This is a genomic window from Nocardia sp. XZ_19_369 (genome assembly GCF_015355715.1).
In the GTDB taxonomy this organism is placed as follows: Bacteria; Actinomycetota; Actinomycetes; order Mycobacteriales; family Mycobacteriaceae; genus Nocardia.
In genome coordinates, this window is the sequence record NZ_JACVED010000015.1 from 22,212 (window position 1) to 38,767 (window position 16,556).

14 protein-coding genes and 1 tRNA gene are annotated in these 16,556 nt (G+C 67.6%); 6 read left to right on the forward strand and 9 right to left on the reverse strand.

Going from position 1 to position 16,556, the window contains the following annotated elements; genetic code table 11:
* Positions 1-45: 45 nt before the first annotated feature.
* The 3 genes from IBX18_RS40075 to IBX18_RS40085 all read right to left on the reverse strand — a co-directional run bounded on the left by IBX18_RS40075 (position 46) and on the right by IBX18_RS40085 (position 1,765).
* Positions 46-621 carry a TerD family protein gene (locus IBX18_RS40075; RefSeq protein ID WP_194838638.1) on the reverse strand — a complete coding sequence of 192 codons (576 nt, stop codon included), beginning with the start codon at positions 619-621 and terminating at the stop codon, positions 46-48.
* Between the two features lie 74 nt (positions 622-695).
* Positions 696-1,190 (reverse strand): hypothetical protein, encoded by a 495-nt coding sequence (locus tag IBX18_RS40080; protein WP_107659272.1) that lies wholly within the window; start codon positions 1,188-1,190, stop codon positions 696-698.
* 122 nt (positions 1,191-1,312) lie between these two features.
* Positions 1,313-1,765 (reverse strand): flavodoxin domain-containing protein, encoded by a 453-nt coding sequence (locus tag IBX18_RS40085; protein WP_194838639.1) that lies wholly within the window; start codon positions 1,763-1,765, stop codon positions 1,313-1,315.
* A gap of 647 nt (positions 1,766-2,412) precedes the next feature.
* On the opposite strand from IBX18_RS40085, the gene IBX18_RS40090 reads away from it, so the two are divergent.
* On the forward strand, positions 2,413-3,876 hold the full coding sequence (locus IBX18_RS40090) for a stealth family protein (RefSeq protein WP_194838640.1): 1,464 nt from the start codon (positions 2,413-2,415) through the stop codon (positions 3,874-3,876).
* Here IBX18_RS40090 and IBX18_RS40095 read toward each other — a convergent pair.
* The 6 genes from IBX18_RS40095 to IBX18_RS40120 all read right to left on the reverse strand — a co-directional run bounded on the left by IBX18_RS40095 (position 3,824) and on the right by IBX18_RS40120 (position 12,239).
* Complete coding sequence (locus IBX18_RS40095) at positions 3,824-4,777, reverse strand: phosphodiesterase (protein ID WP_194838641.1); 954 nt, start codon at positions 4,775-4,777, stop codon at positions 3,824-3,826. The two genes, IBX18_RS40090 and IBX18_RS40095, sit on opposite strands and share 53 nt — an antisense overlap.
* Positions 4,778-5,127: 350 nt before the next feature.
* The gene (locus tag IBX18_RS40100) at positions 5,128-6,219 is read right to left on the reverse strand and encodes a glycerol dehydrogenase (RefSeq protein ID WP_194838642.1); all 1,092 of its coding nucleotides are present in this window, start codon (positions 6,217-6,219) and stop codon (positions 5,128-5,130) included.
* Between the two features lie 82 nt (positions 6,220-6,301).
* Positions 6,302-7,063 carry a MazG family protein gene (locus IBX18_RS40105; RefSeq protein ID WP_194838643.1) on the reverse strand — a complete coding sequence of 254 codons (762 nt, stop codon included), beginning with the start codon at positions 7,061-7,063 and terminating at the stop codon, positions 6,302-6,304.
* Positions 7,060-10,614: a transcription-repair coupling factor gene (gene mfd, locus IBX18_RS40110; protein WP_373889274.1), complete on the reverse strand. Its 3,555-nt coding sequence runs from the start codon at positions 10,612-10,614 to the stop codon at positions 7,060-7,062. Before mfd ends, IBX18_RS40105 begins: the two co-directional genes overlap by 4 nt.
* Before the next feature lie 141 nt (positions 10,615-10,755).
* Complete coding sequence (locus IBX18_RS40115) at positions 10,756-11,403, reverse strand: TetR/AcrR family transcriptional regulator (RefSeq protein WP_014988187.1); 648 nt, start codon at positions 11,401-11,403, stop codon at positions 10,756-10,758.
* A gap of 182 nt (positions 11,404-11,585) precedes the next feature.
* Complete coding sequence (locus IBX18_RS40120) at positions 11,586-12,239, reverse strand: TetR/AcrR family transcriptional regulator (protein WP_135233382.1); 654 nt, start codon at positions 12,237-12,239, stop codon at positions 11,586-11,588.
* A 222-nt stretch (positions 12,240-12,461) separates the two neighbouring features.
* Between IBX18_RS40120 and IBX18_RS40125 the strand changes: the two genes are divergently transcribed.
* The 5 genes from IBX18_RS40125 (at position 12,462) to IBX18_RS40145 (ending at position 16,538) form a co-directional block, all read left to right on the forward strand.
* Positions 12,462-12,532 (forward strand) — tRNA-Gln (locus tag IBX18_RS40125).
* Between the two features lie 107 nt (positions 12,533-12,639).
* Positions 12,640-14,130, forward strand: a complete 1,491-nt coding sequence (gene glmU / locus IBX18_RS40130; RefSeq protein WP_194838645.1) for a bifunctional UDP-N-acetylglucosamine diphosphorylase/glucosamine-1-phosphate N-acetyltransferase GlmU — start codon at positions 12,640-12,642, stop codon at positions 14,128-14,130.
* Positions 14,127-15,107: a ribose-phosphate diphosphokinase gene (locus IBX18_RS40135; protein WP_107659278.1), complete on the forward strand. Its 981-nt coding sequence runs from the start codon at positions 14,127-14,129 to the stop codon at positions 15,105-15,107. The genes glmU and IBX18_RS40135 overlap by 4 nt, the downstream gene beginning before the upstream one ends.
* A 99-nt stretch (positions 15,108-15,206) precedes the next feature.
* Entirely contained in the window at positions 15,207-15,467 is a 261-nt protein-coding gene (locus tag IBX18_RS40140) for a hypothetical protein (protein WP_194838646.1), read from the forward strand.
* A gap of 159 nt (positions 15,468-15,626) precedes the next feature.
* Positions 15,627-16,538 (forward strand): hypothetical protein, encoded by a 912-nt coding sequence (locus IBX18_RS40145; protein WP_194838647.1) that lies wholly within the window; start codon positions 15,627-15,629, stop codon positions 16,536-16,538.
* Positions 16,539-16,556 lie beyond the last annotated feature (18 nt).

Sequence of the window (16,556 nt, forward strand, 5' to 3'; positions counted from 1 at the left end):
AACTTCGTACCAGCAAGGACCGACAGGGCGACCGCGCCGGCTCGATCAGATGTGGACGCCGTAGTCGCGGGCGATGCCCGCGAGACCGGAGGCGTAGCCCTGGCCGATGGCGCGGAACTTCCATTCGTTGCTGTGCCGGTACAGCTCGCCGAAGATCATCGCGGTTTCGGTGGAGGCGTCCTCGGTGAGGTCGTAGCGGGTCAGTTCGATGCCGGTCGACGCGTCCACCACGCGGATGAACGCGTTGCGGATCTGGCCGAAGGACTGGCTACGCGCGTCGGCGTCGTGGATGGACACCGGGAAGAAGATGTTGGTGATGGTCGGCGGGGTGGCGGCCAGGTCGACGTTGATGACCTCGTCGTCGCCTTCGCCCTCGCCGGTCAGGTTGTCGCCGGTGTGCTCGATCGAGCCCTCGGGGGAACGCAGGTTGTTGTAGAAGATGAAGTGCTGATCCGAGAGCACCTTCAGATCAGGTCCGGTCGCCAGCGCGCTCGCGTCGAGGTCGTAGTCGGCGCCCGTGGTGGTGCGCACGTCCCACCCGAGGCCCACCGCGACCTTGGTGAGGTTCGCTGCCTGCTTCGACAGCGAGACATTTCCGCCTTTGGCCAATGTGACGCTCATGAGTCCCTTCCATGCGGCCCGTTCGCGCCGCCTTCATCTCGATTATTGTCCGGCCCCGGACCTGTTACGCAGGTTCAGTTCTGACCGTCGGCCCACGCTCGCAGTGTGTTCACGCGACCCTCCAGCGCGTGCAGCTCGGCCGGGTCGAGCACGGTGCGCTGGATGCCGCCCGCCACCGCGAAGGCCGACTGCCGATGGTCGTCGATCGCCTCGACATCGATGCGCACCGCGACATAGTCGGCGGCGTCGGGCATCTGCTCGGCAATCACCCGCGCGGTGCCGCGCGCGCACAGCGCGACGTTGCCGCCGCCGAGGATCAGCAGCGCCACCTGCGGTCGTTCCCGCAGCCGGGCCAGCGACCCGCGATCGAACTTGAGACTGAGCAGGATTTGCCGATCACCGGCGCGCACCGGCCAGGACACCGGGATCGCGTGCGGTCCGGGGTCGGTGGTCACCAGCACGGCGATCGTTTCCCGGGGCCATTCCGGTAGCACGTCCAGCTCGGGGTGATCGTCGTGATGATCTGTCGAGTGGTCTTGACGTTGCGCGGGGCTCGCTCCGGCTGCCATCTTTCGTCACCTCATGGATCGTCGAGCGCGACGGGCTGTGCCGCGCTTGATAGCAGTCTAAAGTGCTGGGCCACTTGTCCGCTGGCGCTGGTCCCGATGTCCGGAGTGCTCTCAGCGGACTATCAGGCCGGGGCGAGCGCGCGGATGGGCAGGGTTGCCGCCCAGTCGCGGGCCATGTCCCGCGCGCGGATTTCGGTGGACGCGTCGTGGCGAGCATGCGCCCCGACCTGGGTGGCGCCGCACTCGACGAGCCGTTCGGCCGCGATCTCCCCGCCGCGATTGAAGGTGTCGCCGTAGATGCTGTCGCCGAGGCCGAACACGGCGAAGCGCAGGCCGGTCAGGTCGGGGGCCGCGGCGGCGAGTTCGTCGAAGAACAACTCCGCACCGGTCGGCAGATCGCCGTCGCCGTAGGTGGAGCACACGATGACATGGAAGTCGTGCGCGTCGAGGTCGTCGACGGCGAAATCGCTCAGGTCGTAGACCGATACGTCGTATGCGGAGAGCGCGTCCGCGACGGTGTCTGCGACGGTTTCGGCGGTGCCCATCTCGGATCCGAACAGAATGACGACGCGCACGGCGTTGCGCTCCCTTCTCCGATCAATATTGGTGAGGCTATCCTAACTATGCTACCCAGGCGGCGCTACCCCGTGCCGTTCGTTCATCGCCCGGTCATGATGACAATCACGGTGCGCGAACGCGCTAGCCGGCGTACGCCCAGCACAACCATGCCGAGATGCCTTGCGCGACCGGCCGCTATGCGGTCGGCACCGCAAAGGGCCACGCCAGAGGCAGCGGAACGGCAGCGGGTGGGACGGAGTGTCCCGATTGACGAAATGTCACCGTAGATGCATCATTCGTACAGTCCCCATTGTTGTCTAGGACATCTCTCTTCTGCCGGCCGATGATTGTCCGGCCAGCGTGCTGTCTCCCGTGCGCACGCTCGGTCGTTCGTCAGCCGCGCGCACGGATCCAGCACACCCATCCGACGCTTGTGCGTCCTGCCGTGAGTGAGGTGAAAACGAATGGTTAACCGATCGTCTGGAATCCGCGTGATCAATTCGTTCCCGCGCTACGGCATCGTGCCCCACTTCTGAATCCGACCGCGCCGGGCGCGGTGCTGCCCAGTCGGCGTCACGACGCCGGCGGCAGCGCCGCTCGGCCCCGGCGCGGTGCCTCGGAGCTGGGACCCAACGGTGCACGAACGGATGTGGAGAAGAAACTGATGATGGACATGGGGGCTGTGAACCCGACGGCAGTAGAGATGGTGACCCGGCCGATGGCGGGCAACCTGGCCGTATCGGCTGCGATGATCGAGGATTTGGGCTGGCTGCGTAGCGAACTCGCGGCCGCCGAGGTGCCGTTCCTGCTGATCCGCGACAGCGGCGCACGACTCATGCTCGCGACGGACGCCGCACACCAGCTGATGGTGCGCCGGGTGACGGCCGCCGCGACGACCGCCGGCTTCGCGTGTACCGAAGTGCGGCACAACGTTTTCCGGCTCGGCCGCGACAGCGATCCGGCCCACCACGTCGAGCTGGAACTGTGGGAATACCACGGCGACACGGTCGAGTGCCCGCGCCCGAATGCCCTCACCCGCAACGTGTTCGACCTGGCCGATGTCGAACATACGCAGGTGCTGCTGTTCGACCGCGCCTGGCCGACCCTGGTCGACATGTTCGCGCCGCAGGCCACCGACGTGAACTTCGACATCGACCTGGTGTTCTCCTGGGTGGACGGCTCCGACCCGGAGTTCCGGGCCCGCCGCGCCGGGATGCTGGCGCAGGTGGTGGTCGGCGAGGGTGACGACGCCGACGCGCGCATCCGGCAGATCGACGAGCTGAAATACGCACTGCGGTCGGTGGACAAGAACGCGCCGTGGATCCGGCGGATCTTCATCGCCACCGACTCGACCGTGCCCGCGTGGCTGGCCGAGCATCCCCGGGTGACGGTTGTCCGTGCGCTGGACCACTTTTCGGACACCAGCGGACTGCCGACGTTCAATTCCCATGCGGTGGAATGCCAGTTGCAGCACATCGAGGGGCTCAGCGAGCACTTCCTGTACTCCAACGACGACATGTTCTTCGCCCGTCCGGTGCGCCCGTCGATGTTCTTCACCGCGGGCGGCGTCAGCCGGTTCATCGAGGCCGACACCAGGATCGGGCCGGGCGGAAACAACGAGCGGCGCAGCGGTTTCGAGAACGCCGCGCGGAGGAACCGGGAACTGCTCGCCGAGCGGTTCGGTCACGTCATCACCCGGCACCTCGAGCACACGCCGGTTCCATTGCGGCGCAGCGTGTTACTGGAGATGGAGGCCGAGTTCGGTGCCGACTTCGCGCGCACCAGGGCCAGCCGGTTCCGTTCGGCCACCGACATTTCCGTCACGAACTCGCTGTATCACTACTACGCGCTGCTCACCGGGCGCGCGGTGCCGCAGGAGAAGGCGAAGATGCGCTACGTCGACACGACCAGCCGCACAGGGCTTGCGCTGCTGGACGGTATCGCCGAACGGCGTGATGTCGACTTCTTCTGCCTGAACGACGGAAGCTTCCCGGAGATCACCGAAACCGAACGGGTACAGGCGGTTTCAGAGTTCCTGTCCGGCTACTTCCCGGATCCGGCACCGTGGGAGCGGCTCAGCGCACCGTCTCGTCATCCGATTCCGGAGTCGTCTCCCGGCGCCGCATGACATGCGGGATGCGTGCGGCGGGCGGGATGACAATGCCCGCCGCCGCGAGCGTCTGAGCGGCCTCTTCGGCCGTCGCGGGTGAGCCGACCGTCGGGCCGCGGTCGATCGGCACCACCGAGTGCACCACGGTGTCCGGGTAGATGTGCACGTAGTTGAAGGCCTGCGCGCCGTCTCGACCGCGCAGGCCGCCCTGCTCGACGCCGAGATCTTGGCTGTAGCAGGTCGCCGAGGCCACCGAGACCGGGATGCCCGCGAAGGTGGCGTTGGTGGAGAAGTGCAGGTGACCGGCCAGGATGGCCCGGACGTCGCTGCCGTCGAGCACGTCGGCCAGCCTGCGCTGGTCGCGCAGCTCGACGGTGACGGCGAGGTCGAGCACGCACGGGACCGGCGGATGATGCATGGCCAGGATGGTGCCGAACGGTGCGGGCTCGGCGAGCACCGAACGCAGCCAATCCAGCTGTTCGTCGGAGATCTCGCCGTAGTGGTGGCCGGGGACCGAAGTATCCAGGGCGATGATGCGCAGGCCGTCGATCAGATGGACGCGGTCCAGCGGCGCGGTCGATCCTCGTTCGCCGAGCAGCTTGCGGCGCAGGAGACTGCGGTCATCGTGGTTCCCCGCGACCCATACGATGGGCGCTGGCAAACTTCTTGCAAATGGCTCGATCAAGGCCTTGAGCTTGTCGTACGCCGCGGGTTCACCCTTGTCGGTGAGATCACCGGTGAACACGATCGCGGTCGGCTGGATCCGACTGGCCGCGGCCTGCTCTAGTAACTGGCGTAATCGCTGGTCCGCGTCTACGTCACCGTACAAATCCCCGTCGCCGGCGATCACGTGGGTGTCGCTGAAGTGGAACAACACATGATCCGGTCGCGGGTGCTCCGCGACTCTGCTGATGTGCACCGGACCGAACGTCCTCCCCGGCGGTTTGCCCGCCATTGGCTTCGGATTCCACCGCCAGAATAGCGAAGGACTACTGACAGGTTTCCCGCCAGACGGTGACGACATGCTTTCGGGAAGGTGAGGTTTGGATGTCGAAATCCCGCCGAGGTGGGCCGACGTCACCGCGCGCCGAATTGATCAGTGACGCGTCTCATAGCCGAATAGGGGTTTGATTCGGCGTGGCAGGCACCAGCGGGGCACCACGGCTCAAGCCTTTGCGACGTCTCGATGTCGCACGCGCGGGCGGTTCGTTCAACGGCGCACGGCCCTTGCGACGTTGAACATCGGCTACGCGCGGACTGACGTACGATTCAGCGCCGGCCGAGGGCGTCGGCGGCGCGAATCGCGTCGAGGGTCATCTCGGCATCGACGGTGAACGGCTCGTTGTGGATCGTTTCGCCGGGTGCGGTGGCGCGGGTTGCGATGGCGAACAGCGTATTTTCGTCGGCATCGGCGAGGCCGAGCGCGGCGAGGGTGGTGGGCAGGCCGACTTCGGTACAGAAGTCGAGGACGGTATCGATCTCGCCGGCCGCGGCACCTTCCAGCACCAACTGGGTGAGGACGCCGAAAGCAACCTTCTCGCCGTGCAGAAACGCGTGTGTCTGCGGGGCGGCGGTGAGTCCGTTGTGCACGGCATGCGCGGCGGCCAGCCCGGAGGATTCGAAGCCGAGACCGGATAGCAGGGTGTTGGCCTCGACGATGCGCTCCAGCGCGGGGGTGACGGCGTGCTCGCGCACCGCGGCCAAGGCCTGCGTGCCGTCCGCCAGCAGCGTGTTGTAGCAGAGTTCGGCGAGGGCGGTGGCACTGCGAGTGGACGCACCACCGCGCATATTGCGCACCCGCGCGGCCGTGCAGGTACGCGCCTCGAACCAGGTGGCGAGCGCGTCGCCCATGCCGGAGGCGAGCAGCCGGGCCGGCGCCTGGGCGATGGCGGAGGTGTCCACCAGTACCAGCGCCGGGTTGCGGCGGACCAGCTGGTAGGTCTCGACTTCGCCTGCCGCCGTGTAGATCACCGACAGCGCGCTACACGGCGCATCGCTCGACGCGGTGGTCGGACAGCTGATCATCGGCAACGCCAGATCGTCGGCGACCGCACGCGCCGAATCGAGCACCTTCCCACCGCCCGCCCCGAGCACCGCGGTGCTGCCACTGTCCCGCACCGCCGCGGTGATCGTCGCGATCTCCGCCCTGGTGCACTCCCCACTCGAAAGATGCACGGTGTAAGCGATTTTCGCGTCGGTCAGCGACCGCTCCCACGCCTCGGCCAGCAACCGCTGCGCGCTACGCCCGGCCACGATGGTGACCGGCCCCTCGATCCCCAGCCGCGCCATCTCCGCGCCGAGTTGCTCGGTGGCCGCGCGCCCCTGCACGTAGTGCCCCGGCGACGAAAACACACTCAACATCCGAAACCTCCCGATCCCGAGCCGGGCTGTGCCGAATCCCGTGCACACTGCTGCCCGACCGCCGACGTTCGTTTCGTCAACGCTACGCGTCGGCCGCCCAGTACTTGTACCAATCGTCGCTGGTGAGCGGACGGCGTTCACCGCGGGCGATTTCGGCGGCGTCTTCGGTGGCGTGGATGGTGGCGGCGAAGGCGAGGGTGGCTTTGCGGAGGCGTTCCTCGGCACTGTCGGGCCCACCGAGGTGAACTGTGCGCAGGTCCTCGGGGATCAGGTCGGCGGGCAGGCCCGCCTTCGTGCTCCGGTCGCGGATCTTTTCGGCGAGGGCCAGCGCGGGTTGCGCCATGGCGATGCCGTCGAGGCAGGAGCGGCGGGACTTTTCCGCGGATTTGCGTTCTTCCCAGGCACTTTCCTGCGCCGCGATCTTCTCTTCGAGGGAGGTGTCGGCGGCGAAGTCGGCGTCGCGCAGGTAGGGGCTGCGGTTGACCAGCTTGGCCACCAGGGCGGCGGCGACGTCATCGACGGTGAATTCGCCTGCCGCCTGGGCTATCCGGGAGTGGAAGAGCACCTGGAGCAGCAGGTCGCCCAGTTCTTCCTTGATGGTTTCGGCGTCGTTGTGCTGGATCGCGTCGAGGAGTTCGTAGGTTTCCTCGAGCAGGTAGGGGCGCAGCGAGTCGTGGGTCTGGGTGACTTCCCAGCCGCCGAAATTCCACAGGCGGTCCATGACTTCCACGGCACCGGTGAGACCGGCCGCCACCACGGCGGTGTCGGAGGGTGCCTCGGTCGGCTGGCTGGCGGCGGCGTGGCGGGCGGCCCGCAGCACCGCCTCGTCCCGGTCGGTACTCATCGGGCGGCCGAGACCTCGGTCGCGGTGGTGAGATCTACTGCGCCCTGCGCCTTTCCATCCAACGCGAGCAGTAGGTCGGCGACGAACTGCAGGAGCACGACATCGCGGACCCGGTCCGCCCCGACGCTGTCCTCGACGCGCGGCAGTGGCAGCGAGATGACCCCGCTGGCCGCGCGGTAGCTGGCGCTGGGGTAGATCCGCTTGAGGCGCATCTGCTTCGAGTCCGGCAGTTGCAGCGGCGAGACCTTGAGTGTTGTTCCGGTGACCGCGATTTCGGTGACCTCGTACTCGCGGGCCAGCAGCCGGAGCTTGGCGACCGAGACCAGGCGGCCGACCTCGACCGGCAGCGGGCCGTACCGATCGACGAGCTCCTCGACCACCGAGGCGAGGGTCGAATCGTCCTGCGCGGAGGCCAGTTTGCGGTATCCCTCGAGCCGGAGCCGGTCGCTGCCGATGTAGTCGGGCGGGATGTGCGCGTCGACGGGCAGGTCGATGCGCATTTCCTTGGGTTCCTCGGTGGTGATGGGCCTGCCGTCGGCGGCGGCCCGGTACGCCTCGACGGCCTCGCCGACCAGCCGGACGTAGAGGTCGAAGCCGACGCCGGCGACGTGCCCGGACTGCTCGGCACCGAGCACGTTACCGGCGCCGCGGATTTCGAGGTCCTTCATCGCCACCGCCATGCCCGCACCGAGGTCGGAGTTCTGCGCGATGGTGGCGAGACGGTCGTAGGCGGTCTCGGTGAGCGGCTTCTCCGGCGGGTACAGGAAGTAGGCGTACCCGCGTTCCCGGCTGCGTCCGACCCGGCCACGCAGCTGGTGCAGCTGCGAAAGGCCGAGGGCGTCAGCGCGTTCCACCAGCAGGGTGTTGGCGTTGGAGATGTCGAGGCCGGTCTCGATGATCGTGGTGCAGACCAGCACGTCGAATTCGCGCTCCCAGAAACCCTCCACGGTGGATTCGAGGGCGTCCTCGTTCATCTGACCGTGCGCGACGGCCACCCTGGCCTCGGGCACCAGATCGCGAATCCGCTTGGCGGCCTTGTCGATCGAGGACACCCGGTTGTGCACGTAGAAGACCTGGCCGTCGCGCAGCAGCTCGCGCCGGATGGCGGCGGTGACCTGCTTGTCGTTGTAGGCGCCGACGTAGGTGAGCACCGGATGCCGCTCCTCCGGCGGGGTGAGGATGGTCGACATCTCGCGGATGCCGGCCAGGCTCATCTCCAGGGTGCGCGGGATCGGCGTCGCGGACATGGTCAGCACGTCGACATGGGTGCGCAGCGCCTTGATGTGTTCCTTGTGTTCGACGCCGAAGCGCTGCTCCTCGTCGACCACGACGAGCCCGAGGTCCTTCCAGCGCACGCCGGTCTGCAGCAGGCGGTGGGTGCCGACCACGATGTCGACGCTGCCGTCGGCCATGCCCTCCAGTACAGCGCGGGCGTCGGCCGGATCGGTGAATCGGGACAGACCCTTCACGGTCACCGGGAAGCCCGCGACGCGTTCGGTGAAGGTCTGCAGATGTTGTTGCGCGAGTAGCGTTGTCGGCACCAGCACGACGACCTGCTTGCCGTCCTGCACCGCCTTGAACGCCGCGCGCACGGCGATCTCGGTCTTGCCGTAACCGACGTCGCCACACACCACCCGGTCCATCGGGACCGGCTTCTCCATGTCCGACTTCACCTCGGCGATGGCGGTCATCTGATCGACGGTCTCGGTGAACGCGAACGCGTCCTCCATCTCCTGCTGCCACGGCGTATCGGGGCCGAACGCGTGCCCCGGCGCCGCCTGGCGCGCGGCATACAGCTGCACCAGCTCGCCGGCGATCTCACGAACCGCCTTGCGCGCCTTGCGTTTCGTGTTGGCCCAGTCCGACCCGCCGAGCTTGGACAGGCTGGGCAGCTCGCCGCCGACGTAGCGCGACAGCTGATCCAGCGACTCCATCGGCACGAACAACCGGTCGCCGGGCTGGCCGCGCTTGCCGGGCGCGTATTCGATGACGAGGTATTCCCGGCGGGCGCCGCCGACCGTGCGTTCGATCATCTCGACGAATCGCCCGATGCCGTGCTGGTCGTGCACGACCATGTCGCCCGCGTTCAACGCCAGCGGGTCGACCTGGTTGCGGCGCTTGGCGGGCAGTCGCTTGCCGTCGCCGGGCGCGGTCATCCGGTTGCCGGTGAGATCGGATTCGGCGACGACGACCAGCCCGGCGTCGTCGAAGACCAGTCCGTCGTGCAGCGAACCGCACAGCACGCCGACCACGCCGTTGCCGGGTTCGGCGCCCGGTTCCAGCGCGGCGGCGGGCACCTCGGCGTCGGCGAGGCGTTCCAGAATGCGTTGCGCCGTACCGTGTCCGGCGACCACGACCACGGCGCGACCGCCGGTGGCCACGTGCGCGCGCAGCGAGGCGAAGATGGTCGCGACGAGCTCGTCGGAGCCGCGGGCGGTCGGCCCGGCCAGCACCGGCAGCACCACCTCGGCCGGGGTGCCTGCGGTGAGCGGGCTCAGCGTCCACCAGGGCAGTTCGTGCTCGTCCGCGCTCGCGTGCACCTCGGGCAGCGCCCGATAGCCGGAGGCAGCCAGGTCCAGACCGTGCGCGCCGAGCGGCGCGGCGGCGCCGAAGGAGGCCGCGGTCCAGGATGCCTCCAGGAACTCCTCGCCGGTGCGCACCAGATCGGCGGCGCGGGTGCGGATCTTCTCCGGATCGCACAGCAGCAGATGGGTGCCCTCGGGCAGCACCTCCGTGAGCAGCCGCAGCTCGCCCGGCTTCAGCACAGGGAGCAGCGCCTCCATGCCGTCGACCGGGACGCCGTTGCACAGCTTCTCCAGCATCTCGACCAAGGCGGCGTCGGCCGCGTTGGCGACGGCGGCCGCTGCGGCGCGCTCGCGCACGTCGGCGGTGAGCAGCAGCTCGCGACACGGCGGCGCGACGACGACATCGACCGAGACTTCGGTCAGCGAGCGCTGGTCGGCGACGGCGAACGGGCGAAGCTCGGTGACCTCGTCGCCCCAGAACTCCACCCGCACCGGATGATCGGCGGTCGGCGGGAACAGGTCGAGGATGCCGCCGCGGACTGCGAACTCGCCGCGCTTGCCGACCATGTCGACCCGGCTGTAGGCGAATTCGACCAGGCGCGTGAGTAGTTCATCGAAGTCCAGTTCGGCGCCGACGCGCAGCACGATCGGTTCGATGTCGCCGAGGCTGCCCGCCATCGGCTGCATGAGCGACCGCACAGTGGTCACCACAACGCGCAACGGCGCGGGGAAGGCAGGGTCTTCGGGGTGGGCCAGCCTGCGCAGCACTTCGAGCCTGCGCCCGACGGTGTCGGCGCCGGGCGACAACCGCTCGTGCGGCAGGGTCTCCCAGGACGGGAACTGCGCGACCGCCGGGCCGAGCATCTCCTCCAGCTCGATCGTCAGATCATCGGCCTCGCGCCCGGTCGCGGTGACGACGACCAGCGGCCGCTTCGCCTCGATCGTCGCGGCCACAAACGCACGCACACCGGACGGTCCGACCAGCTCGACCGAGGACTTGCCGACCAGTTCGGCGACGGTCCGCATCGCGGCGTCGGCACCGGCGACCGCCGCGAGTCCCGCCAGCGGTGGGCGATGGGTCGGCATCACAACTCCTGAGCTCGAGCCGGGTATTTCCAGCAGCGAGCCGAGTCTAGTCAAGCCCGCCGACACATCGAGCTCGGGCCGTTAGGGCACGTACCTGCGCAGGCGCCTTGCCGCGAACTCGCGGAAGTAGGCGAGCTTCTCGGCCGGGACGATCGACGGGAGCAGGAAGTACCAGACGCGTTCCATCCTGGTCGCCATCTGGTCGATCGACTCGGTGCCGACGGCGATGATGTGCACGCCCGCGGTCATCTCCTGCAGCAGCATGCCGATCACCTCGGCGTCGAGCTCCGGCTGCAAATCGCCTTGGGCGATGGCTCTTTCGGAGAGTACGCGGTAGGTGTCGCCCCACGTCTTGGCGATGTTGTCGCCCTGCGCGCCGCGATAGTCACCGATCTGATGGGTCAGCTTGAGCATCGCGCCGACCATCGGATCGTTCATCGATAGGTCGGCCACGACGTAGGTGATGCCGATGCACGCCTCGAGTGCGGGCACCCGGGGATCGAAGAAGCCCTGGCACGAGCTGACCAGCCGCTCGTTGCCCTGGTCGACCACCGCGCGCGCCAGCTCTTCCTTCGAGCCGAAGTGAAAGTACAAGGCGCCCTTGGTCACATTGGACTGCGCGATGATCTCGCTCAGACTCGCGTTCGCGTAACCCAAGCGCAGAAAGACATCGGCAGCGCCCGCAAGAACGGAGTCGCGGGTGATCTCCGCGCGCGCTTGCCTAGCCATCAGATCCGCCTGTCATCCTAAAAACCAGCCATCCTGAAGTAGACCGACATCACGAAGTAGACCGACTTACCGCCCGAACAGCACCCAAAGGATGGGTGAACCGTACCACCAGGCGGGCCCTCGGCAGTCAATTCGAGCATTCGACTGGACCCGCTTCGCAATTCGCTGGTTAACAACCCGAGTCACTCCTCGATACCAGCGCGCCACTCCGAGCTGAGGTGCGGGTCGGCCTCCAGATGGCTCAGCCCGTTCCAGCACAGATTCACCAAGTGCACGGCGACAACCTCTTTCGACGGCTTGCGTTCGTCCAGCCACCAGGTCGCGGCGGTGGCCACCTGGCCGACCAACGCCTGGGCATAGAGGGTGGCGAGGCTGGTGTCGAAACCGCGGCGATCGAAATCGCCGGCGAGGATGTGCGCCACCTGATTCACGGCCTCGTTGAGCAGGCTGGAGTATCGGCCCTCGGCATTGCCGGTCGGCTGATCGCGCACCAGGATGCGGAAGCCGTCGGTGCGTTCCTCGATGTAGGTGAGCAGTGCGAGCGCGACCTGCTCGAGCCGGACCCGAGAACGGTTCTGGGTGAGCGAAGAGACGATCATGTCGAGCAACATCGACATCTCCCGGTCGACCACGACCGCGTACAGACCCTCTTTGCCACCGAAATGCTCGTACACCACGGGTTTGGAGACCTGGGCCCGCTGCGCGATCTCCTCGATCGAGGTGGCGTCGTAACCGCGCTCGGCGAACAGTGCGCGACCGATCTCGATCAGTTGCTGACGCCGCTGGGTACCCGTCATCCGCGGACGCGACACCTTGGGCGGTTCACTGGTCGACATCGCTCCCGCCTCCCTTCGCCAAAGACCGTCCGGTGCCTTAACTGTTCCAGACAGCACCGCAGATTGCGCCGTCAACCCCGGGCGCGCCCCCGATCAACTGCCGCCGCGACCCTGTCGACGCTCCAACTACCGGCAAGAATCGCGGAGAGGCGCGGGTGTATGCGAGGATCTTTCCCGTGCCGTGGCACAGCGGCGGGTGTTCCCGATCCGCCGATGTGACAATCCGCCGTGGTGTAATGGCAGCACCTCTGATTTTGGTTCAGATAGTTCAGGTTCGAGTCCTGGCGGCGGAGCTCGGCAGCACGATGACTATCGTTGGCCCGCACATCGGCGCCCAGCACAGCAGACCCCCGCACGATGAGCAGAGCCAAGCACGATGACAGGCAGCCGAGGGAGATCCATGCCACAGCAGACCGCCGTCGTCGTTCTCGCAGCCGGTGCCGGGACGCGAATGCGGTCGAAGACCCCCAAGGTGCTGCATTCGCTGGCCGGTCGGAGCATGCTCGCACACGCGCTGCATGCGGCGAACGAGATCGACCCCGCATACCTGATCACCGTGGTCGGTCACGACCGCGAGCAGGTCGGCGCCGCCGTCAACGCGGTGGCCACCGACCTGGGCCGGGAGATCACTCCCGCCATTCAGGAGGAACAGCTCGGCACCGGACATGCCGTGCAGTGCGCACTGGCCGCGCTGCCCGTCGGCTTCACCGGCGACCTGCTCGTCACCTCCGCCGATGTACCGCTGCTCGACGGGCACACGCTGTCCGCGCTGCTCGACGAGCACCGCAGCTATACCGAGCGTTCCGCCGTGACGGTGCTGACCTTCGTGCCGGACGACCCGAACGGCTACGGCCGCATCGTCCGTGACGCGCACGGCCGGGTGGCCGAGATCGTCGAGCACGCCGACGCCACTCCGGAGCAGGCCGCGATCACCGAGGTCAACTCGGGTGTCTACGCGTTCGACGTGAATGTGCTGCGCACCATGATCAGCCGGTTGTCCACCGCGAACGCCCAGCACGAGCTGTACCTGACCGACGTGCTGCGGCTGGCCCGCGAGGCCGGGCATCCGGTGCACGGCGCCCGCCTGGTCGACGCGGCCAAGGTCACCGGCGTGAACGACCGGGTCCAGCTGGCCAGCGCGACGAGCAGACTCAACCGCTACATCCTGGAACGGCACATGCGGGCCGGCGTCACCATCATCGACCCCGCCTCGACCTGGGTGGATGCGAGCGTTCGGATCAGCAGGGACGCGATTCTGCGCCCCGGCGTGCAGCTGCTCGGCGACACCGTAATCGGCGAGGACGCCGAGATCGGGCCGGACAGCACGCTGACCGACGTGGTGGTCGGCGACGGTGCCCGGGTCATCCGCACGCACGGCGAGGGCGCGATGATCGGCCCCGGCGCGACGATCGGCCCGTTCAGTTACCTACGTCCGGGCACGGTGGTCGGCAATTCCGGCAAGCTGGGCGCGTTCGTGGAAACCAAGAACGCCTCGATCGGCGCGCACTCCAAGGTGCCGCATCTGACCTACGTCGGTGACGCGACCATCGGCGAGCACAGCAACATCGGCGCTTCGAGTGTTTTCGTGAACTACGACGGAGTGACCAAGCATCACACCACTGTCGGATCGCATGTGCGAACGGGAAGCGACACGATGTTTGTCGCACCGGTAACGGTGGGTGACGGAGCGTATACGGCGGCGGGTACTGTACTGCGCAGAAGCGTTCCGCCCGGCGCACTCGCGATTTCCGGCGGACCGCAGAAGAACATCGAGGGCTGGGTGCAGCGGCACCGTCCCGGAACGGCCGCGGCGCGCGCGGCGGCAGAAGCCAACGCCGCCAAAGACAACTCCGGTCCGGCAATCGAGCAAAAGGATGGCAAACAGCAGTGACCGCGTCATGGATCGACAACCAGAAGAACCTCATGCTCTTCTCGGGACGCGCCCACCCTGAGCTGGCCGAGCAGGTCGCCAAGGAACTCGACGTCCACGTCACGCCGCAGACGGCACGCGACTTCGCCAACGGCGAGATCTTCGTCCGGTTCGAGGAGTCGGTCCGCGGCTCCGACGCGTTCGTGCTGCAGAGCTTCCCCGCGCCGCTGAACCAGTGGTTGATGGAGCAGCTCATCATGATCGACGCGCTCAAGCGCGGTTCGGCCAAGCGGATCACCGCCGTGCTGCCGTTCTACCCCTACGCCCGCCAGGACAAGAAGCACCGTGGTCGCGAACCGATCTCGGCTCGCCTGGTCGCCGACCTGCTGAAGACCGCGGGCGCGGACCGCATCATCACCGTCGACCTGCACACCGACCAGATCCAGGGCTTCTTCGACGGCCCCGTCGATCACATGCACGCGCAGCTGCAGCTCGCCGAGTACATCCGGACGAACTACACCCTCGATCACATCACCGTGGTCTCCCCCGACTCCGGCCGCGTGCGCGTCGCCGAGAAGTGGGCCGACTCGCTCGGTGGCTCGCCGCTGGCGTTCATCCACAAGACCCGTGACCCGCTGGTGCCCAACCAGATCAAGGCGAACCGCGTGGTCGGTGACGTCGAGGGCCGCACCTGCATCCTGATCGACGACATGATCGACACCGGTGGCACCATCGCCGGCGCGGTCAAGGTGCTCAAGGACGCGGGCGCCGGTGACGTGGTCATCGCCGCCACGCACGGCGTGCTGAGCGACCCGGCCGCCGAGCGGCTCGCCGCCTGCGGTGCCAAGGAAGTTGTGGTCACCAACACGCTGCCGATCACCGAAGAGAAGAAGTTCCCGCAGCTGACGGTGCTGTCCATCGCCCCGCTGCTGGCCCGCACCATCCGCGAGGTCTTCGAGAACGGCTCGGTCACCGGCCTTTTCAACGGCAACGCATAGATACATACCGCGAGATGGCGGCTCGGGCTTCGGTCCGGGCCGCCATTTCTTTTGCGCCGGTTCCGGTAGCGATGGCTTTGCACGGGGATACTGAGAGGTATGGACCGTGAACCGTTGGACACAGACATGGGAGACGACGACCAAGCCGACGAGATCCGCGCCTACAAGCGCAATGTCGAGGATCCGCCGGATGACCTGCGGATTCGCTATCACGAGAACGAGGACGACGGCAGGCTCGGCATCGCCGACGAACTGGCGCAGGAGTCGACCCCGCGCGAACAGCGCGCCGAGAAGGCCCAGGACGACGAGCGGCCCGCCGAGGTGATCGCCATGGAGATCGTCGACGATTCCGATTTCTGACGTCCTGCCCACGGCCGGCGGCGCCACCTAGCGCAATCGGCTATGACAGCTCGGCCGCCGTGGTACGCATGACGGACATGCCGGACGCGATCCGTCCGCTGTCGGTGGTCAGTGGCGGCGGAGCGCAGCGATGGCGGCCGGACGACATGAGGAGGCGCGATGAGTACGCCGCAGAATCCGGAACGTCCCGGCGGTGCGCCGGGGTCGGCGGGCGCGCAGTCCGCGTCGTCGGCGAGTGCGAGCGGGTCGGGAGATCCGTCGACGGACACCGGTGCCGCGCCTGCGTCGCGCGACTCCGGCTCGTCGGCGAAATCCGCAGAAGCGAGCTCGCCGCCTTCGCTGTCGAAAGATGTTGGTGCGGCGGAACCTTCGAGCGAGCCGTACACCCCGCCGCCGCCCGCGCCCGGCGAGTGGTGGCAGCCGACCGACGCGCCGAGCGGACCGCTCGGTGGGCATGCGCAACCGTGGGGTACGGGGCCCGCGGGGCCGTCGAGCAGCCAACCGACCGGCGACTCGGGACCTGCCGGGCCGCAGAGCAGTCAGCAGCAGTGGGGCGCGCAATCCGATCCACAGCATCAATATCCGCAGTTCCCCGGCAGCGGCCAACCACCGGATTCGGGCAGCCCGCAGCAGTACGCGCAGTATCCCGGCGGCCAGCCGCAAGATTCGAGCCCGCAGCAGTATCCGGGAGGTGGCCGACTCCACGACGCGAGCGGCCCGGCGCAGTATCCGCAGGGCGGGATGTACAACTACCCGCCGAGCGGCGGCTACGGTGAACAGCCCGGTCTGCAGCAGGGCAGCTACGCCGCTTACTCGCAGCAGTCCTACGAGCCATACGCCGCCCCGCGGACCGTAGGCACCCAGGTGTTCTCCATCATCGGATTCGTCTGCGCCGCGATCGCGGTGTTGTTCTGCCCCATCCTGTTCGGCCCCGCGGGCATCGTCCTGGGGCTGATCGGCCACAGCAAGGGCGAATCCCTCGGCAAGTGGGCCGCGATCGCGTCGGGCGTCACCATGATCATCGGCTTCCTGGTGGGGTTCCTCATCTTCAACGGAGACCTGAGAACGTAGATTGCTCGGTATGAGCGA